Annotated in this window: 15 protein-coding genes and 1 pseudogene; 12 read left to right on the forward strand and 4 right to left on the reverse strand. The window is 40.9% G+C overall.

Going from position 1 to position 20,170, the window contains the following annotated elements; all coding sequences use genetic code 11:
- Positions 1-10: 10 nt before the first annotated feature.
- Genes ACU6U9_RS04710 through ACU6U9_RS04720 form a run of 3 tightly spaced genes read right to left on the reverse strand, consistent with a single transcriptional unit; the run spans position 11 to position 2,795 of the window.
- On the reverse strand, positions 11-739 hold the full coding sequence (locus ACU6U9_RS04710; protein ID WP_446733907.1) for an HAD family hydrolase: 729 nt from the start codon (positions 737-739) through the stop codon (positions 11-13).
- Between the two features lies 1 nt (position 740).
- Positions 741-1,439, reverse strand: coding sequence for a bifunctional 2-polyprenyl-6-hydroxyphenol methylase/3-demethylubiquinol 3-O-methyltransferase UbiG (gene ubiG, locus ACU6U9_RS04715; RefSeq protein ID WP_446733908.1), 699 nt, complete (start codon positions 1,437-1,439; stop codon positions 741-743).
- 27 nt (positions 1,440-1,466) lie between these two features.
- Positions 1,467-2,795 (reverse strand): TRZ/ATZ family hydrolase, encoded by a 1,329-nt coding sequence (locus tag ACU6U9_RS04720; RefSeq protein WP_446733909.1) that lies wholly within the window; start codon positions 2,793-2,795, stop codon positions 1,467-1,469.
- Between the two features lie 238 nt (positions 2,796-3,033).
- On the opposite strand from ACU6U9_RS04720, the gene gyrA reads away from it, so the two are divergent.
- From gyrA to ACU6U9_RS04780, 12 genes and pseudogenes are all read left to right on the forward strand, one after another.
- Positions 3,034-5,658 carry a DNA gyrase subunit A gene (gene gyrA, locus ACU6U9_RS04725; protein ID WP_446733910.1) on the forward strand — a complete coding sequence of 875 codons (2,625 nt, stop codon included), beginning with the start codon at positions 3,034-3,036 and terminating at the stop codon, positions 5,656-5,658.
- Positions 5,655-6,815, forward strand: coding sequence for a Wzz/FepE/Etk N-terminal domain-containing protein (locus ACU6U9_RS04730; RefSeq protein ID WP_446733911.1), 1,161 nt, complete (start codon positions 5,655-5,657; stop codon positions 6,813-6,815). Before gyrA ends, ACU6U9_RS04730 begins: the two co-directional genes overlap by 4 nt.
- Positions 6,816-6,862: 47 nt before the next feature.
- A complete protein-coding gene (gene serC / locus ACU6U9_RS04735; RefSeq protein WP_446733912.1) occupies positions 6,863-7,945 on the forward strand; it encodes a 3-phosphoserine/phosphohydroxythreonine transaminase in 1,083 nt (360 codons plus the stop codon).
- A 10-nt stretch (positions 7,946-7,955) separates the two neighbouring features.
- Positions 7,956-9,044, forward strand: coding sequence for a prephenate dehydratase (pheA, locus tag ACU6U9_RS04740; protein WP_446733913.1), 1,089 nt, complete (start codon positions 7,956-7,958; stop codon positions 9,042-9,044).
- 41 nt (positions 9,045-9,085) lie between these two features.
- Positions 9,086-10,195, forward strand: coding sequence for a histidinol-phosphate transaminase (gene hisC / locus ACU6U9_RS04745; RefSeq protein ID WP_446733914.1), 1,110 nt, complete (start codon positions 9,086-9,088; stop codon positions 10,193-10,195).
- Positions 10,195-12,419 (forward strand): annotated as a pseudogene (locus tag ACU6U9_RS04750) (bifunctional prephenate dehydrogenase/3-phosphoshikimate 1-carboxyvinyltransferase). Before hisC ends, ACU6U9_RS04750 begins: the two are co-directional and overlap by 1 nt.
- 80 nt (positions 12,420-12,499) lie before the next feature.
- Positions 12,500-13,189: a (d)CMP kinase gene (cmk, locus tag ACU6U9_RS04755; RefSeq protein WP_446733915.1), complete on the forward strand. Its 690-nt coding sequence runs from the start codon at positions 12,500-12,502 to the stop codon at positions 13,187-13,189.
- A gap of 208 nt (positions 13,190-13,397) precedes the next feature.
- Positions 13,398-15,083 (forward strand): 30S ribosomal protein S1, encoded by a 1,686-nt coding sequence (gene rpsA / locus ACU6U9_RS04760; protein ID WP_446735055.1) that lies wholly within the window; start codon positions 13,398-13,400, stop codon positions 15,081-15,083.
- Between the two features lie 123 nt (positions 15,084-15,206).
- Positions 15,207-16,367 (forward strand): capsular polysaccharide export protein, LipB/KpsS family, encoded by a 1,161-nt coding sequence (locus tag ACU6U9_RS04765; RefSeq protein ID WP_446733916.1) that lies wholly within the window; start codon positions 15,207-15,209, stop codon positions 16,365-16,367.
- Complete coding sequence (locus ACU6U9_RS04770; RefSeq protein ID WP_446733917.1) at positions 16,333-16,746, forward strand: capsular biosynthesis protein; 414 nt, start codon at positions 16,333-16,335, stop codon at positions 16,744-16,746. Before ACU6U9_RS04765 ends, ACU6U9_RS04770 begins: the two co-directional genes overlap by 35 nt.
- Entirely contained in the window at positions 16,743-18,329 is a 1,587-nt protein-coding gene (locus ACU6U9_RS04775; protein ID WP_446733918.1) for a hypothetical protein, read from the forward strand. The genes ACU6U9_RS04770 and ACU6U9_RS04775 overlap by 4 nt, the downstream gene beginning before the upstream one ends.
- Positions 18,329-19,060, forward strand: a complete 732-nt coding sequence (locus tag ACU6U9_RS04780) for a capsular biosynthesis protein (protein ID WP_446733919.1) — start codon at positions 18,329-18,331, stop codon at positions 19,058-19,060. Before ACU6U9_RS04775 ends, ACU6U9_RS04780 begins: the two co-directional genes overlap by 1 nt.
- Here ACU6U9_RS04780 and ACU6U9_RS04785 read toward each other — a convergent pair.
- On the reverse strand, positions 19,049-20,083 hold the full coding sequence (locus ACU6U9_RS04785) for a hypothetical protein (protein WP_446733920.1): 1,035 nt from the start codon (positions 20,081-20,083) through the stop codon (positions 19,049-19,051). The two genes, ACU6U9_RS04780 and ACU6U9_RS04785, sit on opposite strands and share 12 nt — an antisense overlap.
- Positions 20,084-20,170: the final 87 nt, after the last annotated feature.

Raw genomic sequence — 20,170 nt, forward strand, 5'->3', positions numbered from 1 at the left:
TCCGCAAATATTAACGTTCGGCCGCTTGCGGCGAATGCTTGCCGTTTTGCTGACGTAAAAGTGTTTTTAATAGGGTGCTTAATTTTTCAGGTGATTCTACGCACCAATCAGCTTGCCAAGACTGGGCTTCATTAATGCTATGAACATAACCGTAAGCCGCCGCAATGGTGGGCATTTTGGCGCGCTTGCCTGCCTCAATGTCACGAGCATGGTCGCCCACATATAGACATTGTTCGGGTGCTAGCTGAATTTCATCACAGGCTTTAAATAAAGGCTCAGGGTTTGGTTTGGTCTGAGTAACGTCATCCGGGCAAATAAGGGTGCTTATACGTTTTTCAAGCTTAAGGGCATTAAGTAATGCTTCACTATAAAGCCGAGGCTTATTCGTCACAATGCCCCATGGAATTTCATTATTTTCACACCAGCTTAATACGTCGTTTAAACCTTTAAAAAGGTGGCTCTTTCGCGCAATATTGGTGAGGTATAGGTCTAAAAATAACTGCTTCTTTTTTTCGAAGTCAGGGTGTGACTCTGTTATATCAAAACCGAGGGTGATCATAGCGCGTGCGCCATCACTTACCACTTTGCGTATTTCATTTGCAGGTAGTGGTGCTAAACCACTGTCGTGGCGTAAATCATTTAGGCAAAGAATAAAATCTTCAGCGGTATCAATTAAGGTGCCGTCTAAATCAAATAATACGCCATGATACGTGGCTTGGTTGTTATGTGTTTGGCTCATACTAAGTAGGCTTGCTGGTTTGCATTAGATAGTTTACATCGGTATCACGGCCTAGCTTGTAGGTTTTTGTGATGGGGTTGTAAGTCATGCCAATAAGTTCGCCAACAGTTAGGCCTGTGTTTCGAGCCCATGATGCAAGCTCGCTTGGGCGAATGAATTTTTTATAGTCATGAGTCCCTTTTGGTAGCATGTTAAGCACGTATTCAGCCCCCACAACCGCTAATAAAAAACTTTTAGGGTTACGGTTTAACGTAGAGAAAAATATTTGCCCGCCCGGCTTGCATAACTTATAACACGCTCGAATAATCGAGGCAGGGTCTGGTACGTGCTCTAGCATTTCAAGACATGTGACCACATCGAATGATTCAGGTTGTTGCTCTGCTAGTTCTTCGACTGGAATTTTTTTGTAATCAATATTTAAGCCGCTTTCTAAAGCATGCAGTTTGGCTATTTTTAGGGGCGCTTCGCCCATGTCAATGCCATTAACGGTCGCGCCGCGTTGTGCCATTGCTTCACTCAAAATACCGCCGCCACAGCCAACATCGAGTACGGTTTTACCTGCAAGTTTGGCATGCCCATCGATAAAGTTAGTTCGTAGTGGGTTGATGTCATGCAGGGGTTTAAATTCACTTTCTTTGTCCCACCAGCGACTTGCCAGTGCTTCAAATTTTGCGACTTCTGCGTGATCTACATTGCTCATAATATTACCTACGCCAAAATATAATATTTATTTACTGTCTTTTTTTGAACGAATTTTATCCGCCCAAGATTGCGCCATTTCAATGAGTTGTGATGTATTAAAATGACATAGCTGTTTGTTTTTAACCTGAAGCTTGCCCGCTACCCAAACGTGGTCAATTTGTGATGCGGATGCACTGTATACAATATGGGAAATAGGGTCGTAGACTGGTGTACAAGCGATGTCATTAAAATCAAAACTGATTATGTCGGCTTGCTTGCCAATTTTTAAAGAACCTATTTCGTGCTCTTTTCCTAGCGCGATGGCGCCGTTGATAGTCGCCATTTTAATGGCTTCAATTGCAGGCAGGGCGCTTGCATTTTTAGCAACGCCTTTTGCTAGTAGTGCGGCTGTGTGCATTTCACTTTGCATGTCTAAATCATTATTACTAGCCGAACCATCTGTGCCTAGCGCAACATTAATACGCTTTTCTTGTAGCTCATGAACAGGGCAAAACCCGCTGGCTAATTTCAGATTGGATTCAGGACAATGAATAATATGTACGTTGTGTTCTTTAAAAATATGCTGATCAATTTCATTGGCTTGCGTGACATGTACCGCTTGGACGTCAGGCCCCCAAAACCCTAGGTCTCTTAAACGCTCGCTTGGGCGCTGCCCTGTTTTTTCGACAGCATCGAGTACTTCAAACTCTGTTTCATGTAAGTGAATTTGAATAGGCATACTGAGCTGGTCGGCAAGTGATCGTACTTTTTTGATTGGTTCGTCGCTGACGGTATAAGGCGCGTGAGGGCCAAAGCCAATATTAATTAATGGGTGGTGCTTGAATGTATCGTGTGCGTGAACGATTTTTTCAATATATTCATCCGGGCCACTGCCATAGGGTGTAGGGAAGTCCAGTACGGGGCCATAAAAAATACCGCGCATGCTATATTCAGCCGCTACGTCAGCCGCTACTTCTGGGAAAAAATACATGTCAGAAAAACAGGTTGTGCCGCTTTTTAGCATTTCGGCGATGGCAAGCTTAGTACCGTCTGCGACAAACTCAGGGCTCACCCATTGGCCCTCAGCTGGCCAAATATGATCTTCTAACCATGTCATAAGAGGCAGGTCATCAGCGAGCCCTTTAAATAAATTCATTGCTGCATGGCCGTGGCAATTTATAAACCCAGGCATGATCAATTGATTTTCTAGGAGCAGTTCGTCTGCACTTGAATATTTTGAGCGAGCTTGTGAGGTTGGCAATATATCTTTGATTGTATTTTGTTCGATTACTAAGCTGTGATCGATCAATAAATCATCACCTTCAAGCGTTAGTATCCACTTAGGAGTAATTAAGCTCAATTGATGTGTCGTCATGCGCAACCCCTTTGATTAAAAAGTGAACGTAATTGAGTAAAGTGCTGCCAGTATAACTGAAAAGCCAGATTTTTGGCCCTTTTGATTAGTGGTAATACTTTCATTTATGGTAAAGTGGCAGGCTTTATTGGGGCCTGCAAGAGCGCCGATAAGAGAGTGATTAGACTCATTATTTGAGTGGCTCTTGTTATATAACAATAACGCCGAGTAAATTGGCGGAAGAATAAAGGATGCCTGCATGGGTGATTTAAGCAAACAGATCCTGCCCGTTAATATTGAAGACGAGCTGAAACAGTCCTATATGGATTACGCCATGAGTGTAATCGTAGGCCGAGCTCTGCCTGATGTTCGCGATGGTTTAAAACCTGTTCACCGCCGTGTTTTACACGCAATGAATGTTTTAGGTAATGACTGGAACAAGGCCTATAAAAAATCTGCCCGTGTTGTGGGCGATGTAATCGGTAAATACCACCCGCATGGTGATAGTGCGGTTTATGACACGATTGTTCGTATGGCCCAGCCATTTGCGATGCGTTACATGCTGGTAGATGGTCAAGGTAACTTCGGTTCTGTGGATGGTGATAGCGCGGCTGCAATGCGTTATACCGAAGTGCGCATGAATAAATTGGCCCATGAAATGCTGGCCGATATTGATAAAGAAACCGTCGATTTCGTTGATAACTATGACGGTACTGAACAAATTCCTGATGTTTTACCAACACGAGTACCAGCCCTGCTGGTTAACGGCTCTAGCGGTATTGCGGTTGGTATGGCGACAAACATTCCTCCACACAATCTAACAGAAGTACTGAATGGTTGTTTGGCACTTATTGAAAATCCTGATTTAACCATTGATGATTTGATGCAGTATATTTCAGGCCCTGATTTTCCAACGGCTGCTTTAATTAATGGTCGTGACGGCATTGTTGAAGCGTATCGTACTGGTCGTGGTCGTGTGCAAATGCGTGCTCGCCATCACTTTGAAATGGATGATAAAAACGGTAAAGAGTCGATTATTTTTACTGAAATCCCTTATCAGGTGAACAAGGCTCGCTTAATCGAAAAAATTGCGGAACTTGTAAAAGATAAAAAATTAGACGGCATTACTGAGTTGCGTGACGAGTCTGATAAAGACGGCATGCGTATTGTAGTAGAGCTGCGTCGTAATGAAGTGCCTGAAGTTGTTTTGAATAATTTGTTTGCACAAACGCAATTACAAACTGTGTTTGGTATTAACACGGTAGCCTTGGTTGATGGGCAGCCAAGAATCCTCAATCTTAAGGATATGCTTGAGGCGTTTGTTCGCCATCGTCGCGAAGTGGTTACGCGTCGTACTATTTTCGAATTGCGCAAAGCGCGCGAGCGTGGGCATATTTTAGAAGGCCTGACAGTTGCGCTTTCAAATATTGATCCTGTTATTGCTGCGATCAAGTCTTCACAAGGTGCTGCTGAAGCGAAAGAGAAATTAGTGAGCACCCCTTGGCAGCCAGGTGATGTGCTTGAAATGCTTGAACGTGCCGGTTCTGATGCTTGTCGCCCAGACCATCTAGAGGCTCAGTATGGCTTCCGCGATGGCCAGTACTATATGTCACCTGTTCAAGCGCAAGCTATTTTGGATATGCGTTTGCAGAAGTTGACGGGCTTAGAGCACGAAAAACTGATTGACGAATACAGAATCAAAGTTGAAGAAATTGCCGAATACTTGGATATTTTGGCGAGCCAAGAGCGGCTAATGGGTGTGATTCGTGAAGAGCTAGAAAATATTCGTAGTGAATATGGTGATGAGCGTCGTACTGAAATTGTAGCAACTCGTCGTCACTTAACGCTAGAAGATTTGATTGCTGAAGAAGATATGGTCGTTACCTTGTCTCACGGCGGTTATGCGAAAATTCAGCCGATTACGGATTACCAAGCACAAAAACGTGGTGGTCGTGGTAAATCTGCTTCTGCTATTAAAGATGAGGACTTTATCGAGCATCTATTGATCGCCAGTACTCATGATACGATTTTGTGTTTCAGTAATCGCGGTAAGGTTTACTGGCTGAAAGTTTATGATATCCCGGTTGCGTCGCGTCAAAGTCGTGGTCGCCCGGTTGTGAACTTATTGCCGCTTGAGGCTGATGAGCGAATTACCACCATTCTGCCGATCCGTGAATATACTGAAGGTCATTATATTTTCATGGCCACCGAAAAAGGTACGGTTAAGAAAACTGATTTGACGGCGTTCTCGCGTCAACGCTCAAGTGGTTTGATTGCGCTTGAATTGGATGACGACGATACCTTGATGGGCGCTGCTATTACTGATGGTACGAAAGATATTCTATTGATGAGTGACGGTGGTAAAGCCGTTCGTTTTGCAGAAGAAAATGTCCGTAAGATGGGTCGTACTGCCCGTGGTGTGCGTGGTATTAAATTAGCGGATGGCCAGAAAGTAGTCTCTTTAATTATCCCTGAAGAGGGCGGTACATTGTTAACGGCCAGTGAAAAAGGTTACGGCAAGCGCACTGATATCGCAGAATTCCCAACAAAAGGTCGTGGCACCCAAGGTGTTATTGGTATGGTCGTGAATGATCGTAACGGTAAATTAGTGGGTGCGGTTCAGGTTCATAATGGCCATGAGATTATGCTCATTAGTGATCAGGGTACCCTTGTTCGTACTCGTGTAAGTGAGGTGTCGACACTGGGTCGTAATACTCAGGGTGTTACCTTGATCAAAGTGCAGGAAGGTGAGCGCTTGGTGGGTGTTGCGCCGATCTTAGACGTTGATGACGATCTTGATACTAATTTACTTACGGATAGCGAAGAAATTGATGCCTCTGAAATTGATACGGGTAATGATGTGCAAAAGGATGCAAATGAATGATTGAAGAGCAAAAAACAGTTGCTGATACTTCAGATATAAATTCTATAAGAGACGGTGAGATCGATTTGTTTGATCTTTGGGATGACATAGTTGAAGAAAAACTTTGGGTGTTTATTGGCTTTTTTGCATGTGTGTTGCTTGCAGCTTTGTATTTGTTTAAGGCGACTGAAATATTCCATACCCAAGTTGTAATTAAGCCTGCATCTGCAAATAGTGTGGTTGAATTGAATGCGCCTCAATTTGCTCTGCATCTTTATAGTGGTGATGACGGAGTGCCTCAAGCTCAAGCTATTTATTCTAAAACAGTGGATGAGGCATTTTCCGATGCGCGTTCAGCGCTCTTGTCAAAGGAATATCGTCGTAATTTTTATCAGGCCTATTTAGATGAAATAAAGTCTGTTGAAGGGGTGTATGAGGAAGATTTAACGGAGGCGCAGAATTTTGCGAATTTTGATAAGCTTTTTTCATCAAAAGTATCGGGTAATAAGGATGTAGAAACGTTTCTTCAGGTGAATTTCGAATTGCCAGATGCACAAAAAGCAGCTGATTTATTAAATGCATACACGGAGTTTTCACTTGCTGCTAAGTTAGGCGATATTAAGAACACCATTGATAGTAAGATTGCAGCTCAATTGGGTAAGTTTGAGTATGATGCAATGCAATTGCGTGAGCAATATAGGGGTGATAAGGCACGCCGAAGTTTGATGCTGAATGAGGCTTATTCTATTGCTCAGGCAGTTGGTCAAACACACTCCTTATTTAGTAAAAGTGAAATTGTAGGTGCATACCAACCACCTCTTTATATGTTTGGTATGAAGGCGTTGCGTGCTGAAGATAAGGCAATCAAAGGGCGGCAGGAGTTAGCAGAAGATCTGCCTTATGGTGAAGATCATTTTATTTATGAGTTACCAAGCTTGTTGTTTAAAATTGATCAGTTAAATTCCCTTGAAATTGACTATGCAAAAGTGAGTTTGGCTGTTGTTGATGAGCAAGCGATTGCCCCTGTAGGTGCTATCAAGCCTAAAAAATTATTAGTTATGGCCTTTGCATGTGTAGCAGGCGGCTTTGTTGGTTTAATGATGGCGTTGTTGGTGGCATCATTTCATCGACATAAAGAAAAACTTAAATCAAAGATTAAGTCGCGTCGCTGGTCTTAATTGTTGTTGAAATTTATGAAGGGTAAGGCGTAAGCCTAAATTGATGTATGTCTCGAGTTTATAATTTTTGTGCAGGCCCTGCGGCGTTGCCAGTTGATGTGTTAGACAAGGCATCAAATGAGATGCTGGATTGGAATGGTAAAGGCCTTTCTGTGATGGAGATGTCTCATCGTAGTGATGAATATGTTTCGATTGCGACTCAGGCTGAGCAAGATTTACGCGATTTGCTGACTATTCCTGCTAATTATAAAGTGTTGTTCATGCAAGGTGGTGCTACGGCTCAGTTTGCAATGATACCAATGAACTTGTTGCGTGGTAAAAAATCGGCAGACTATATCAATACCGGTCAGTGGTCAGCAAAAGCAATTAAAGAGGCGTCGCGTTATTGTGATGTGAATGTTGTTGCAAGTTCTGCCGATGATAATTTCAGTTATGCGCCTTCGCAGGCTCAATTGGTTTTGAATCCTGATGCGGCTTATGTTCACTATACGCCGAATGAAACCATTGGGGGTGTTGAATTTGATTACATTCCTGATACGGGGAATGTGCCTTTGGTGGCTGATTTTTCTTCTAGTATTTTGAGTGAAGCGTTAGATGTTTCAAGATTTGGTTTGATATATGCCGGCGCGCAAAAAAATATAGGTCCGGCTGGCCTGTGTATTGTCATTGTCCGTGATGATTTACTTGGTGATACGATTGCAGGTACGCCTACTGCTATGGACTATAAAGTTGCAGCTGATAATGGCTCTATGTACAACACGCCAGCAACTTATTCATGGTACTTGGCTGGTTTGGTGTTTGATTGGTTGAAGCAGCAGGGTGGCGTTAAACATATGGCTGAAGTCAATAATCGTAAGGCGCGTAAGCTTTATGAATATATTGACGGTAGTGGCTTTTATGGTAATCCTGTGGCTAAGAATAACCGATCTCGAATGAATGTGCCATTTACATTAAAAGATGCAGCTTTCGATTCTCAGTTTTTAAAAGAAGCGAATGCTAAGGGCTTGCTGAACCTTAAAGGTCACCGGAGCGTTGGTGGCATGCGAGCCAGTATTTATAATGCAGTGACAGAAGATGCTGTGGATGCATTGATTGCATTCATGCAAGAATTTGCTAGTCAAAACGGATAATTTTTTCGTAATGAGTGAAGAAAAAGAACTGGGTTTACTGCGCGATCAAATTGATGCCCTTGATCAGAATATTCAGCAGTTGATTAATGAGCGTGCAGCGTGTGCACAGAGTGTAGCTCATGTAAAAGAAAAATATGCCAATGGTGAGGCGATTCAATTTTATCGACCTGAGCGTGAAGCTCAGGTGCTGCGAAAAGTAATGGCGCGTAATAAGGGGCCTATTGCAAATGAAGATATGGCACGCTTATTTCGTGAAGTTATGTCAATTTGCTTGGCGCTTGAAGAGCCATTAAAAGTCGCTTTTTTAGGTCCTGATGGTACGTTTACACAGGCTGCGGCATTAAAGCATTTTGGAAGCAGTGTGCGGTGTAAAAGCCAAGTTTCAATTTCGGATGTTTTCCGTGAAGTGGCAGCTGGTTCTGTTCAGTACGGCGTTGTGCCTGTTGAGAACTCGACTGAAGGTGTTGTGACTCATACCTTGGATAGTTTTGCGGAATCTTCTTTGCAGATCTGTGGGGAGGTAGCTTTGCGTATACATCATCATTTTTTGAGCAATGAAGACAAAGATCAAATCCAAAAAGTATATAGTCACCCGCAATCATTAGCTCAGTGTCGACAGTGGTTGGATACTCATTGGCCTAATATTGAGCGTGTTGCAGTGAGCTCAAATGCAGAGGCGGCAAGGCGCGCTGCTAAAGAGTCTAATGCTGCTGCTATTGCAGGTGATGCCGCGGCTCAATTATATGAGATTGCTGCTTTAGCAAGTAATATTGAAGATATGCCGGATAATACAACACGTTTCTTGATTATCGGGATTGACGAAACTCAGGCGTGTGGTGATGATAAGACTTCTATTATGGTATCAAGCCGAAATCAGCCCGGCGCGCTTTATCACGTGTTAGAGCCTTTTCATAAGGCGGATGTGAGCTTAACTCGTATTGAGACTCGACCATCTCGCAGTGGTGCATGGAATTATAATTTCTTTATAGATTTTGAAGGGCATCATGAAGAGCCTAATATTCAAGCTGTGCTGAATAAGGTTGGTATGGCTGCTTCAGATTTAAAAGTTCTTGGTTCGTACCCTAAAGCCGTTTTATAGTTTTATTACTAATAGGTGGACGCGTTTTTCGCGATAATTGAATGAAAGTTGATTTCTCAAAGTACGCCGTTTCAGGTATTCAAAAATTAAGTCCCTATCAGCCAGGAAAGCCAATTGATGAGCTTGCTCGTGAATTTGATTTGAACCCTGAAGATATCGTAAAGCTAGCAAGTAATGAAAACCCTTTGGGGCCAAGTGCCAAGGCACTTGTGGCGATCGAGAAAGAACTAAAGGGTCTGACCCGTTACCCGGATGGTAATGGTTTTGAATTAAAAAAAGCATTAAGTGATAAATTAAATGTTTCAATTAAACAGCTGACACTTGGTAATGGCTCCAGTGACATACTTGAATTTATCGTCAAAACGTTTGTAAATCCAGGAGACGAAGTGATCGTTTCTCAGCATGCATTTGCTATTTATAGTTTGGTTACGCAAATGCAAAACGGTAAAACTGTTCAGGTGTCGGCTAAAAACTGGGGTCATGATCTTCAGGCTATGGCGAAAGCGGTTACCGATAAAACAAAAATAATCTTTGTTACAAATCCTAATAATCCAACGGGTACTTATAGTTCTAAGGCTCAACTGGATGCCTTTTTATCTAAGGTTCCGAGTCATGTAATTGTTTTATTGGACGAGGCCTATTTTGAATATGTTGATAAGTCGGATTACCCTAATGGCATTGATTACCTGTCTGCCCACCCTAATTTAGTTGTTACTCGTACATTTTCAAAAGCTTATGGTTTAGCTGCATTACGAGTTGGTTTTGGTGTAAGTAGTGAAGAACTTGCGGATTTGATGAATCGCGTACGCCCACCGTTCAATGTTGATTCACTTGCATTGGCCGCAGCCGTGGCTTGTATAAAAGATGAGAGTTATGTGCGTCAAAGTAAAGAATTAAATGATCAAGGCATGTCGCAACTGGAGGCGGGTTTTGATCAGTTAAATGTAAATTGGATACCTTCAGTCGGTAATTTTATTTGTTTCGAAATTCCTGGCCGAGCCATGAGTATTTTCCAAGGGTTATTGGAAAAAGGTGTGATTATTCGCCCTGTGGCTAATTATGAAATGCCAGATTACTTGCGTGTTTCAATTGGTACGCAACAAGAAAATCAACGATTTTTGTTGGAGTTAAAAGGCTTGTTGGCAGGGTAATGGCGCATTCTATTTCGACGGTTGCTATTATTGGTCTGGGTCTCATCGGAGGCTCTTGGATTAAATCACTGCGAGTGCATTGTGCTGGGTTAGACGTTGTTGGCTTTGATCGTAATATTGACTCAATGGAACAAGCTCGGGCACTTGGTATAATTGACCGTTTTAGCTTAAGCGCAAAAGAAGCGGTAGTGGGTGCTGATCTTATTATTTTGTCAGTTCCTATTTTGGCTGTTCGCGATATATTGGTCGAGATTAAGTCAGGGCTATCAAAAAGTGCACTGCTTACTGATGTGGGGAGTGTGAAAGGTTGTGTAGCTGAAGATATTCGTGATGTTTTTGGTTTTGATCTCCCTAATTTTGTTCTTGGTCATCCTATTGCTGGAAGCGAGAAAAGTGGCATTCAGGCTGCTGATAGTCTGCTTTTTAAAAACCATAAAGTTATTTTAACACCACTGCCAAGTACCAATTCAGAGGCGGTTAGGGTCATTGCTGACTTGTGGGAGATTGCTGGTGCTAAAGTTGAATTGATGGATGTTGAGCACCATGACGAAGTGTTAGCGGCAACCAGTCACTTGCCGCACTTGCTGGCGTATTCATTGGTTGATACGTTAGCGCATAATCATGAAAATAAAGAAATATTTAATTATGCCGCAGGTGGATTTAGAGACTTTACTCGAATCGCGGCGAGCAGTCCCAAAATGTGGCACGACATCTTTACTGCAAATAAACAGGCTGTGCTTGACGCTTTAGATCTCTTTACCCATGATTTGGGAAATCTAAGACAAGCAGTGGCTGAATCAGACAGTACAACCATGATGGGTGTTTTTACCCGGGCCAAGGTTGGGCACGTGATCATTTCTCTAAAATTTTGGCCCGCAGAGCCTATGTGGAACCTATGAAAACCCAACAAATTAATTATATAGCAAGCCCAGGTGGCAGCCTGACTGGAACTTTTCGAGTGCCTGGTGATAAATCCATTAGCCATCGCTCGATTATGCTTGGCTCTCTTGCCAATGGGACCACTGAGGTTTCTGGGTTTTTAGAGGGGGAAGATAGCCTCGCTACGTTACAAGCTTTTCGTGATATGGGGGTTGTAATAGAAGGCCCTCATCGAGGTCGTGTGACAATTCACGGTGTAGGCTTACATGGCCTGCAGGCGCCACCTAATACTTTATACTTAGGGAATTCAGGCACGTCTATGCGTTTGTTGGCTGGATTGATGGCTGGTCAAACATTTGATGTGGAAATGACAGGTGATGAGTCGTTATCAGGTCGTCCGATGAATCGTGTGGCTAACCCATTGCGAGAAATGGGGGCGCAAATTGAGACGGCGGCTGAGGGTCGTCCGCCTATGTTGATAAGGGGTGCAAAACCTCTTACCGGAATTACTTATACGCTGCCAATGGCAAGTGCTCAGGTTAAGTCATGCCTACTATTGGCCGGTTTATATGCAGATGGAAAAACAGTGGTTACTGAGCCTGCTCCAACACGGGATCATACGGAGCGTATGTTAAAAGGGTTTGGTTATAACGTTGAAGTTAATGGTGATACTGTGACGGTTGAATCTGGTGGTGAGCTTACGGCTACTAATATTGATGTTCCTGCTGACATCTCCTCTGCGACTTTTTTTATGGTAGCAGCGAGTATTGCACCGGGTAGTGATATTACCCTAGAGCATGTGGGGATTAATCCAACTCGTATAGGCATTATTAATATTTTAAAGCTAATGGGTGCAAATTTAGAGCTGTTGAATCAACGCGAAGTAGGTGGGGAGCCGGTTGCCGATATTCGCATTCGTCATGCGCAGCTTAAGGGTATTAATATTCCCGAAGATCAGGTGCCGCTAGCGATAGATGAGTTTCCTGCTATTTTCATTGCAGCTTCATGTGCTCAAGGTCAAACCGTTTTAACTGGCGCTGAAGAATTGCGTGTTAAGGAGAGTGATCGTATACAGGCCATGGTTGATGGCTTGCAGGTTTTGGGTGTTGATATTAAAGGCACGGAGGATGGTGCTATTATTAACGGCTTTGGCGACAGTGGGGCGTTTGGTGGTGGTGAAATCGTCACTCATCATGATCACCGCATCGCAATGTCTTTCGCAATTGCATCTTTGAGGGCTTCTAAGCAAATAAAAGTGCTTGATTGTGCTAACGTGGCAACGTCATTTCCAGGGTTTATTGAATTGGCATGTAACAGTGGTATGAATGTGGTTGTTGAGTCATAAAATATCGCTCACCCTGATTTATATTGGTTTATGGGTGTAAAAAGAATAACAGGTCAGTGTGATGACTATAAGGATGCAGCATGAGTCAGGTTAAGTCGGTACCTGTATTGACAGTGGATGGCCCTGGTGGGGCCGGTAAAGGTACAATTTGTTATATGGTTGCCAAAAAGTTAGGTTGGCACCTTTTAGACAGTGGCGCGTTATATCGGTTGACTGCGGTTGCGACTCAAAAGCATGGTGTTGAGCTTGAAAATGAAGCATCGGTAGCGGTTTTGGCTAAGCACTTGGATGTGCAGTTTATCCCTCAAGAAGATGGTTTGGTTAAAACTATTTTAGAGGGAGAGGATGTAAGTCAAGATATTCGAACAGAAGAAGTAGGCTCAATGGCCAGTAAAGTGGCGGCATTGCCCCAGGTGCGTCAGGCGCTGCTTGAGCGCCAGCGTGATTTTGCACAGTCACCTGGTGTTGTAGCCGATGGTAGGGATATGGGAACCGTCGTGTTCCCTAATGCGCCAGTAAAAATCTACTTAACAGCCTCTCCAGAAGAGCGCGCGAAGCGTCGCTTTTTGCAATTACAGGAAAAAGGGTTTGATGCTGATGTGGTTAAGATATTAGCTGAAATACAAGAGCGCGATGAGAGAGACATGAATCGTGATATCGCTCCTCTTAAACCTGCCCAAGATGCACTTGTAGTTGAGTGCACTAATATGAGTATCGATCAGGTGTTGGACATTGTGATGACTGAACTGAAGCGCAATAGTCTCCTTTGATTTAACATAAGTTTAGCGAGCAGCTACTGGGTATGATTGAGTGATTTGCCTTGGATGGCTAATTACTTGGTTTTCCTTACTTTCTGCTGTACAATTCGCGCCCATATCTATTTGCATTTGACACACCTTGCCAGAAACGGTGTGTCAGGTGCTATTTAAAACAGACCCACTAACTGGCGTAGTGGTTGAGAACCTTTTAGGTAAATTAATGACTGAATCTTTTGCTGATCTTTTTGAAGAATCCCTTGTAGAGCTTAATATGCAAGCTGGCAGTATCGTTACTGGTACTGTTGTTGATATCGACTCTGACTGGGTAATCGTTAACGCTGGACTGAAATCTGAAGCGGTAATTCCACGCTCACAGTTCCTTGACGACAAAGGCGAGCTAGAAGTTAAAATTGGTGATGAAGTTCCTGTTGCACTTGAAGCGGTTGAAGATGGCTTTGGTGAAACGAAACTTTCTCGTGAAAAAGCAAAACGTGCTGAATCTTGGATTGAACTTGAGAAAGCATTTGAAGCGCAAGATGTTGTTACCGGTGTAATCAACGGTAAGGTTAAAGGCGGCTTCACTGTAGATGTAGCGACTATCCGTGCGTTCCTACCAGGTTCTTTGGTAGATGTTCGTCCAGTACGTGATACTGCGCATCTTGAAGGTAAAGAATTAGAATTTAAAGTTATCAAGCTAGATCAGAAACGCAACAATGTTGTTGTTTCTCGTCGTGCTGTTCTTGAAACTGCAAACAGCCAAGAGCGTGATGAGTTGCTAGCTAACCTTCAAGAAGGTCAAGAAGTGACGGGTATCGTTAAGAACCTAACTGACTACGGCGCGTTCGTAGATCTAGGTGGTGTTGACGGACTTCTACACATCACCGATATGGCTTGGAAGCGTATCAAACACCCAAGTGAAATCGTTAACGTTGGTGATGAGACGCTAGTTAAAGTTCTTAAATTTGACCGTGAGCGTAATCGCGTATCTCTAGGTCTTAAGCAACTTGGCGAAGATCCTTGGGTTGCAATCAAAGCTCGTTACCCAGAAAACACCAAAGTTACAGCTAAGGTTACAAACCTTACTGACTACGGTTGTTTCGCAGAGCTTGAAGAAGGCGTCGAAGGTCTTGTTCACGTATCTGAAATGGATTGGACTAACAAAAACATTCACCCATCTAAAGTTGTACAAGTTGGTGATGAAGTTGAAGTTATGGTTCTTGATATCGACGAAGAGCGTCGTCGTATCTCTCTAGGTGTTAAGCAGTGTCAAGTTAACCCTTGGGAAGAGTTCTCTAGCAAATGCAACAAAGGCGATAAAATCAGCGGTAAGATCAAATCGATCACTGATTTTGGTATCTTCATCGGTCTTGATGGCGGTATCGACGGTCTAGTTCACTTATCTGATATCTCTTGGCACGAAACTGGCGAAGAAGCCGTTCGTAACTACAAGAAAGGCGATGAGCTAGAAACGATTATTCTTTCTATCGATCCTGAGCGTGAGCGTATCTCTCTAGGCGTTAAACAGCTAGAGCGTGACCCATTCGCTGAATACGTAGCAGAAAACGATAAAGGCACCATCATCAAAGGTAAGGTTCTATCTGTAGATGCGAAAGCAGCTATTGTAGAAATTATGGAAGGTGTTGAAGCGACTCTTAAAGCATCTGAAATTAGCAAAGACCGTGTAGAAGATGCACGTAATGTGTTGAAAGAAGGCGATGAAGTTGAAGCTAAGATCATTATGGTTGATCGTAAGAACCGTACTATCGCAGTTTCAGTTAAGAGCAAAGACGAAGTAGAAGAGAAAGAAGTAGTTAAAGCTCACGGCCAAAAAGCAGCGCCTGAAGCAGCGGGTCCAACCACCATTGGTGATTTGATCAAAGAACAGCTTAAGTCTCAAAACGATTAATAGTTAACTCATTAGCTATTTAGTTGTAAAAAAACCCAGCTTAAGCTGGGTTTTTTTATGGCTTATAAATGAAATAAGGTATGATTAATACTTATTTATCCCTACTAGTAGAGGAGGTAAACATTGAGTTTAGATGTGCTATTTATCTCATCAAGAGGTTCGCAATATCGCTATTATCAGTCTTTGGCTGAAAATACAGGTTTTACTGCTTTAGTTGCTACACATTTCCCAGGCTATGGCTTTAAGTTATTTAATACCGGATTGACGCGATCAATAATTGATGAAGGTATTGCATTTCATTTAGAGCGTAAATACAGAAAATACGGTAGCCATTTACCAAGCAAACTTTTTTTTAGTGCATATAGGTTCTTTTCAATTTTTTATTTTTCAATTATCTATTTAAAATTTCGTTATTATTTTGGGAAAAAGAAGCCGAAAATAATTTGTATTTGGAATGGGCATCGTTTGCCTGAAATGGCAATAAAAGCAGCAGCAAAAGGTTTCGGTATTAAAATAGCCTATTTTGAAAATGGATTGCTGCCAAATACAACGACAATGGATTTCTCCGGTGTCAATTCACATTCATCTCTGCCTAGCGATCCTAATTTTTATTTAGATTATTACCGTAGTTTGAGTGGCACTGATTTAGTTGATATCGATAAAACACTCGTTGCAAGAAAACCACACAAAAAAAGGGAGTCTTTAGTTTTTAAGGAATTTGACTTATCAAAAGACTATTTTTTTGTACCGTTTCAAGTGAATTTCGATAGTCAGGTTATTATTAATTCACCGAGAGTGAATTCAATGGAAGCTTTTTATCGTTTACTAGAACGTGCTATTGACGTGATGGGGGAGGGTTCCCCTGTTTTCTTGGTTAAGGAGCATCCGTCTGATGTAAGGACGTATCCAGAACTACATTGTAAAAACCCAAAAATTATATTTGTAAATAATAATACTGAAGAATTGATTGAAAATGCTCAGGCTGTAATTACATTAAATTCTAGTGTGGGTATTGAGGCTGTATTACTTTCTAAGAGGGTAATTGTATTGGGAAGTGCTTGCTATTCTGTAGCTGGATTAACCGATGTGTGCACATCAAAAGAGGAGTTTATTAGCTATTTAAGTGAGGTCGATGTCGTTGAGCCTTTAGCTGAGTTGAGGCTTGCATTTTTTACCTATCTCATTAAGGAATACCTGTTGCCCGGTGCATGGCAGGGGATGCAGAATAAAATAGAGCAAAGTCATCTTTGTGAATTTGATAAAAAAATTAATTTGGAAATTTAATTTGAAGCGTTTAGTGATGGATTTAGATGACACAATTACATCTGGATTTGATGGAGATTATACCGCTGTGGGTGTTAATAATGACGTAGTTGAAAAACTGCATGAATATAAGGATTTAGGCTTTGAAATTGTGATTAATACTAGTCGAAATATGCGCACATATGATGGTAATGTTGGAAAGATTAATGCTAATACTTTACCTGTAATATTGAAATGGTTAGAAGATAATAATATTCCATACGATGAAATATACACGGGAAAGCCCTGGTGTGGTACGGAAGGATTTTACGTTGATGATAAATCAATACGGCCATCTGAGTTTGCTAAGTATTCTTATGAGGAGATTCAAAGGTTGCTTAATAATGAGACTCAAAAGTGATTATTATTGCTTCTGGAAATTATATTAAAGATGAGATGGCTGCAGAATTGGGGCGGATTCCTCCTGCTTTTCTCCCTGTTGGGAATCGTAGGCTGTATGAACATCAAGTTTCATTATTAAAGGGTCTCCAAGAGGAAATAGTTTTAACTTTGCCATGTGATTTTGAAGTTCCAGTTTATGATCAATATTGGCTTAGCAGAGCTGGTGTTACCGTCATACAAGTTGATTCAGATTTGGCACTTGGAGAGTCCTTAGTGCAGGTTTTGTCTCAGGTTCTGGGCAGCAAGAAGCAAGCTTGTTTATGTATATTATTTGGGGATACGTTATTCCCTGAAATTTCAAGTCAAGATGATGTCTATTCAATTGGATATCAGGAAGAATACTATCCTTGGGGAGTTGCTATTGGCATTGGTAATGAACTGAAATTTACTGATGGAGTTGAAAGTGTAGATCTTTCGTCTGGAGTCCTCAGCGGTTGGTTTAAGCTATCAAGTGTGACTGATTTTTTTGAAGCGTTAAGTAATTCAAACGGTTCTTTCTTTAGTGCTTTGACTCAATATGCAAAGAATAATAGGATGAATGCGATTGAATTTTCTGATTGGTTGGATTTTGGACATTTGCACACTTATTTTCATTCAAAAGCTAAACGTACTACTGAGCGAAGCTTTAACACTTTAAGAATTCAAAATAGGCGCGTTTTAAAGAAGAGCGAGGTTGATTCTAAGTTAGCTGCTGAGGCGAGCTGGTTTGAAAATATACCTAGCCAATTAAGGTTGTATACGCCTGTTTATCTTGGTAAGAATAAAAAAGACACAGGGGTCTCTTATGAAACTGAGTATATGTATCTATCTACTCTTAGTGAGTTGTTCGTTCATGGAAGGCTTCCTGATAAAGTTTGGACAAAAATTTTTTTATCTAGCTATGAATTTTTGCAAGAAGCGTCTAGTTTCAAGCCTACAGAAGATATAAATGCTAGCATTAAGCTTTTACTTGTCGATAAAGCTCTATCTAGAATTGAATTGATTGCTTTAGATGAGGCACTTGATATAAATTTACCTGTTGTTGTTAATGGTAAAAGCTTGCCGTCAGTTTCAGGTCTAGCTGAAATGTTAATTTCTAATGTGATAATTAAAGATAGCTTTCAGTGCCTGATGCATGGTGATTTTTGTTTTAGTAATATAATGTATGATTTCCGTGTGGGTTCAATAAAATTAATTGATCCTAGAGGAACGCTTGATGGTGAAACTTCGACTGTGTATGGAGATCTACGCTATGATTGTGCGAAATTTTTTCACTCAATTGTTGGATATTATGATTTAATTGTTGCTGGTCGTTATGCAATTACCAATCATGGGAATAATGAATTCGATTTCTTAGTTTATGTTGATGAGCGGCAGGTTTCGATTAAGGACTTATTTTTAGAGTCCAGTTTTAGTTTGTTAATTTCGACAAAAGAAGCATATATTCACACAATACTTTTGTTCTTATCTATGGTTCCTTTGCATTCAGATAGCTCCTCTAGGCAGCTGGCTTTGTTGCTTAATGCATACCGTTTATACATTCAATACGAAGATTTAAAATAATGATCGTTATACCTATGGCAGGGCAAAGCTCTCGCTTTTTAAAGGCTGGATATAGTAAGCCTAAATATCAGCTTGAAATTAATCACAAGCCTTTGTTTGATTATTGTATTTCTAGTTTTGAGTATTACTTTCATACTGAGTGTTTTATTTTTATTGTGCGGTCATGCGATGAGAAAAATTTTGTAGAGACTCGTTGCAAAGTACTAGGTGTGCAGAAGTATAGGGTTGAAGTATTAAGCGCATTGACAAGAGGACAGGCAGAAACTGTTTATCTTGGCATTAAGGGAAGTAAAAAACTTGATGATAACCTGATTATTTTTAATATTGATACGATAAGGCATGGTTATCGTATACCTGAAATGGATGATGATGTTATGGGTTATCTAGAGGTATTTGAAGGTGAAGGTGAGGGTTGGTCATTTGTTGAACCTATTCTAGGGACAAATAAAGTGGCTAGGACAACTGAAAAAGTAAGAATTTCAACTCTTTGCTCTACAGGGCTTTATTTTTTTAAGCGAGTCGATTTATTTAATGAGTTTTTTGAAAAGTTCTCTGAGATTGAAACAAGTTCTTTGCAAGGTGGCGAATATTACGTTGCACCAATGTACAATTTATTGATAGAAGCCAGTATGAATATTACTTTCCATCAAATAGGTTTAGATGATGTCATATTCAGTGGTATTCCATCTGAATATGAGGCGATATTAAATAACCCTAAGCTATTGTTTTGAATATAGCTCGGGGAATTTTAATTTTATGTATTCCTGTATATTTTTGTTTCTAGCTAGATTAGTCAAATTACTTTTTATTGGGATTTCATGGCTTTTAAGTGACGTAAATTCATGTCTAAGTAAGCGTGTTTCGAAATCATGATTAATGACTTTTAATTTGCATACGTTTTCTAGATATTCTTTCAGTATTCTTTCTGGAAGAAATCCTTTTTTTCCGAAGTCGTAGCTAAAAGATTTAGGGAACCAGTCATAAAGGTTGAAGTACTGCTCCATTGATTCAGGATTACCTATAGCAAATTGATCGGAGTAGCCTCCGTGTTCATTGTAGTTTGGGTCAATAAATACAGTGGATTTCGAAAAGGATTCTAGCTCAAGTTGCTTCCTGAAAAATGTATCAAATCGGCATCTGCAGATAGCATCATATTTTTTGATATTTAGCGTGTTCTCTTTTAATGCATGAAAGCTTTTTTGAATGCCAAACCACATTGGATATATATTTGTATTAGCGACGGGTATTGTTACATTATGCTTTAAATGTAGGAACCCAAAGGATTTGATGCCTTTTATTTCAAGCTCGTTGAAGTCATTATCTGAATATTCTAGTAAATATTTAGGTGAATAGTTTTCTCTGATAATACTTGAGGTTGCATGTGATTTATTGGCTATAAAAATGTCTATTTTATGTCCATGAAAAAATCGATGAAATGAACTTATGCAGTGTTCAAAGGTTCTGGGTTCACCACTAATGCATACTGCTATTTTTAGCTGTTTCTTGGGGGTTGTTAGTTTTTCCTGATCGGATGCCGTTATGATAGCAAGAAATTTAGAGTAATTGCTGTTAGAGAGGTTATCTTTGTGTTTTCCTAGCCATTGGTAAAGCTTGTTAGGGTGTGCGTATTTAGTTAATAGATCAATTGTATTGATTGTTGGTGTACTTAAGGACATGTAGGTATCGGTAATTTTGGTAATTGCTTGGTGTTTTTGTCTTTTTTTAAGTTTGAAAAGAAGTTTTTCTAGAAGCATGTAATTACCATTTAAGAGTATTTATTTTAATACGTTTCTTTCATTTATATCATGTTTAAGTTGAAACTCAGCTATTATAGTAACAAT

Source organism: Pseudomonas sp. HK3, from assembly GCF_052920985.1.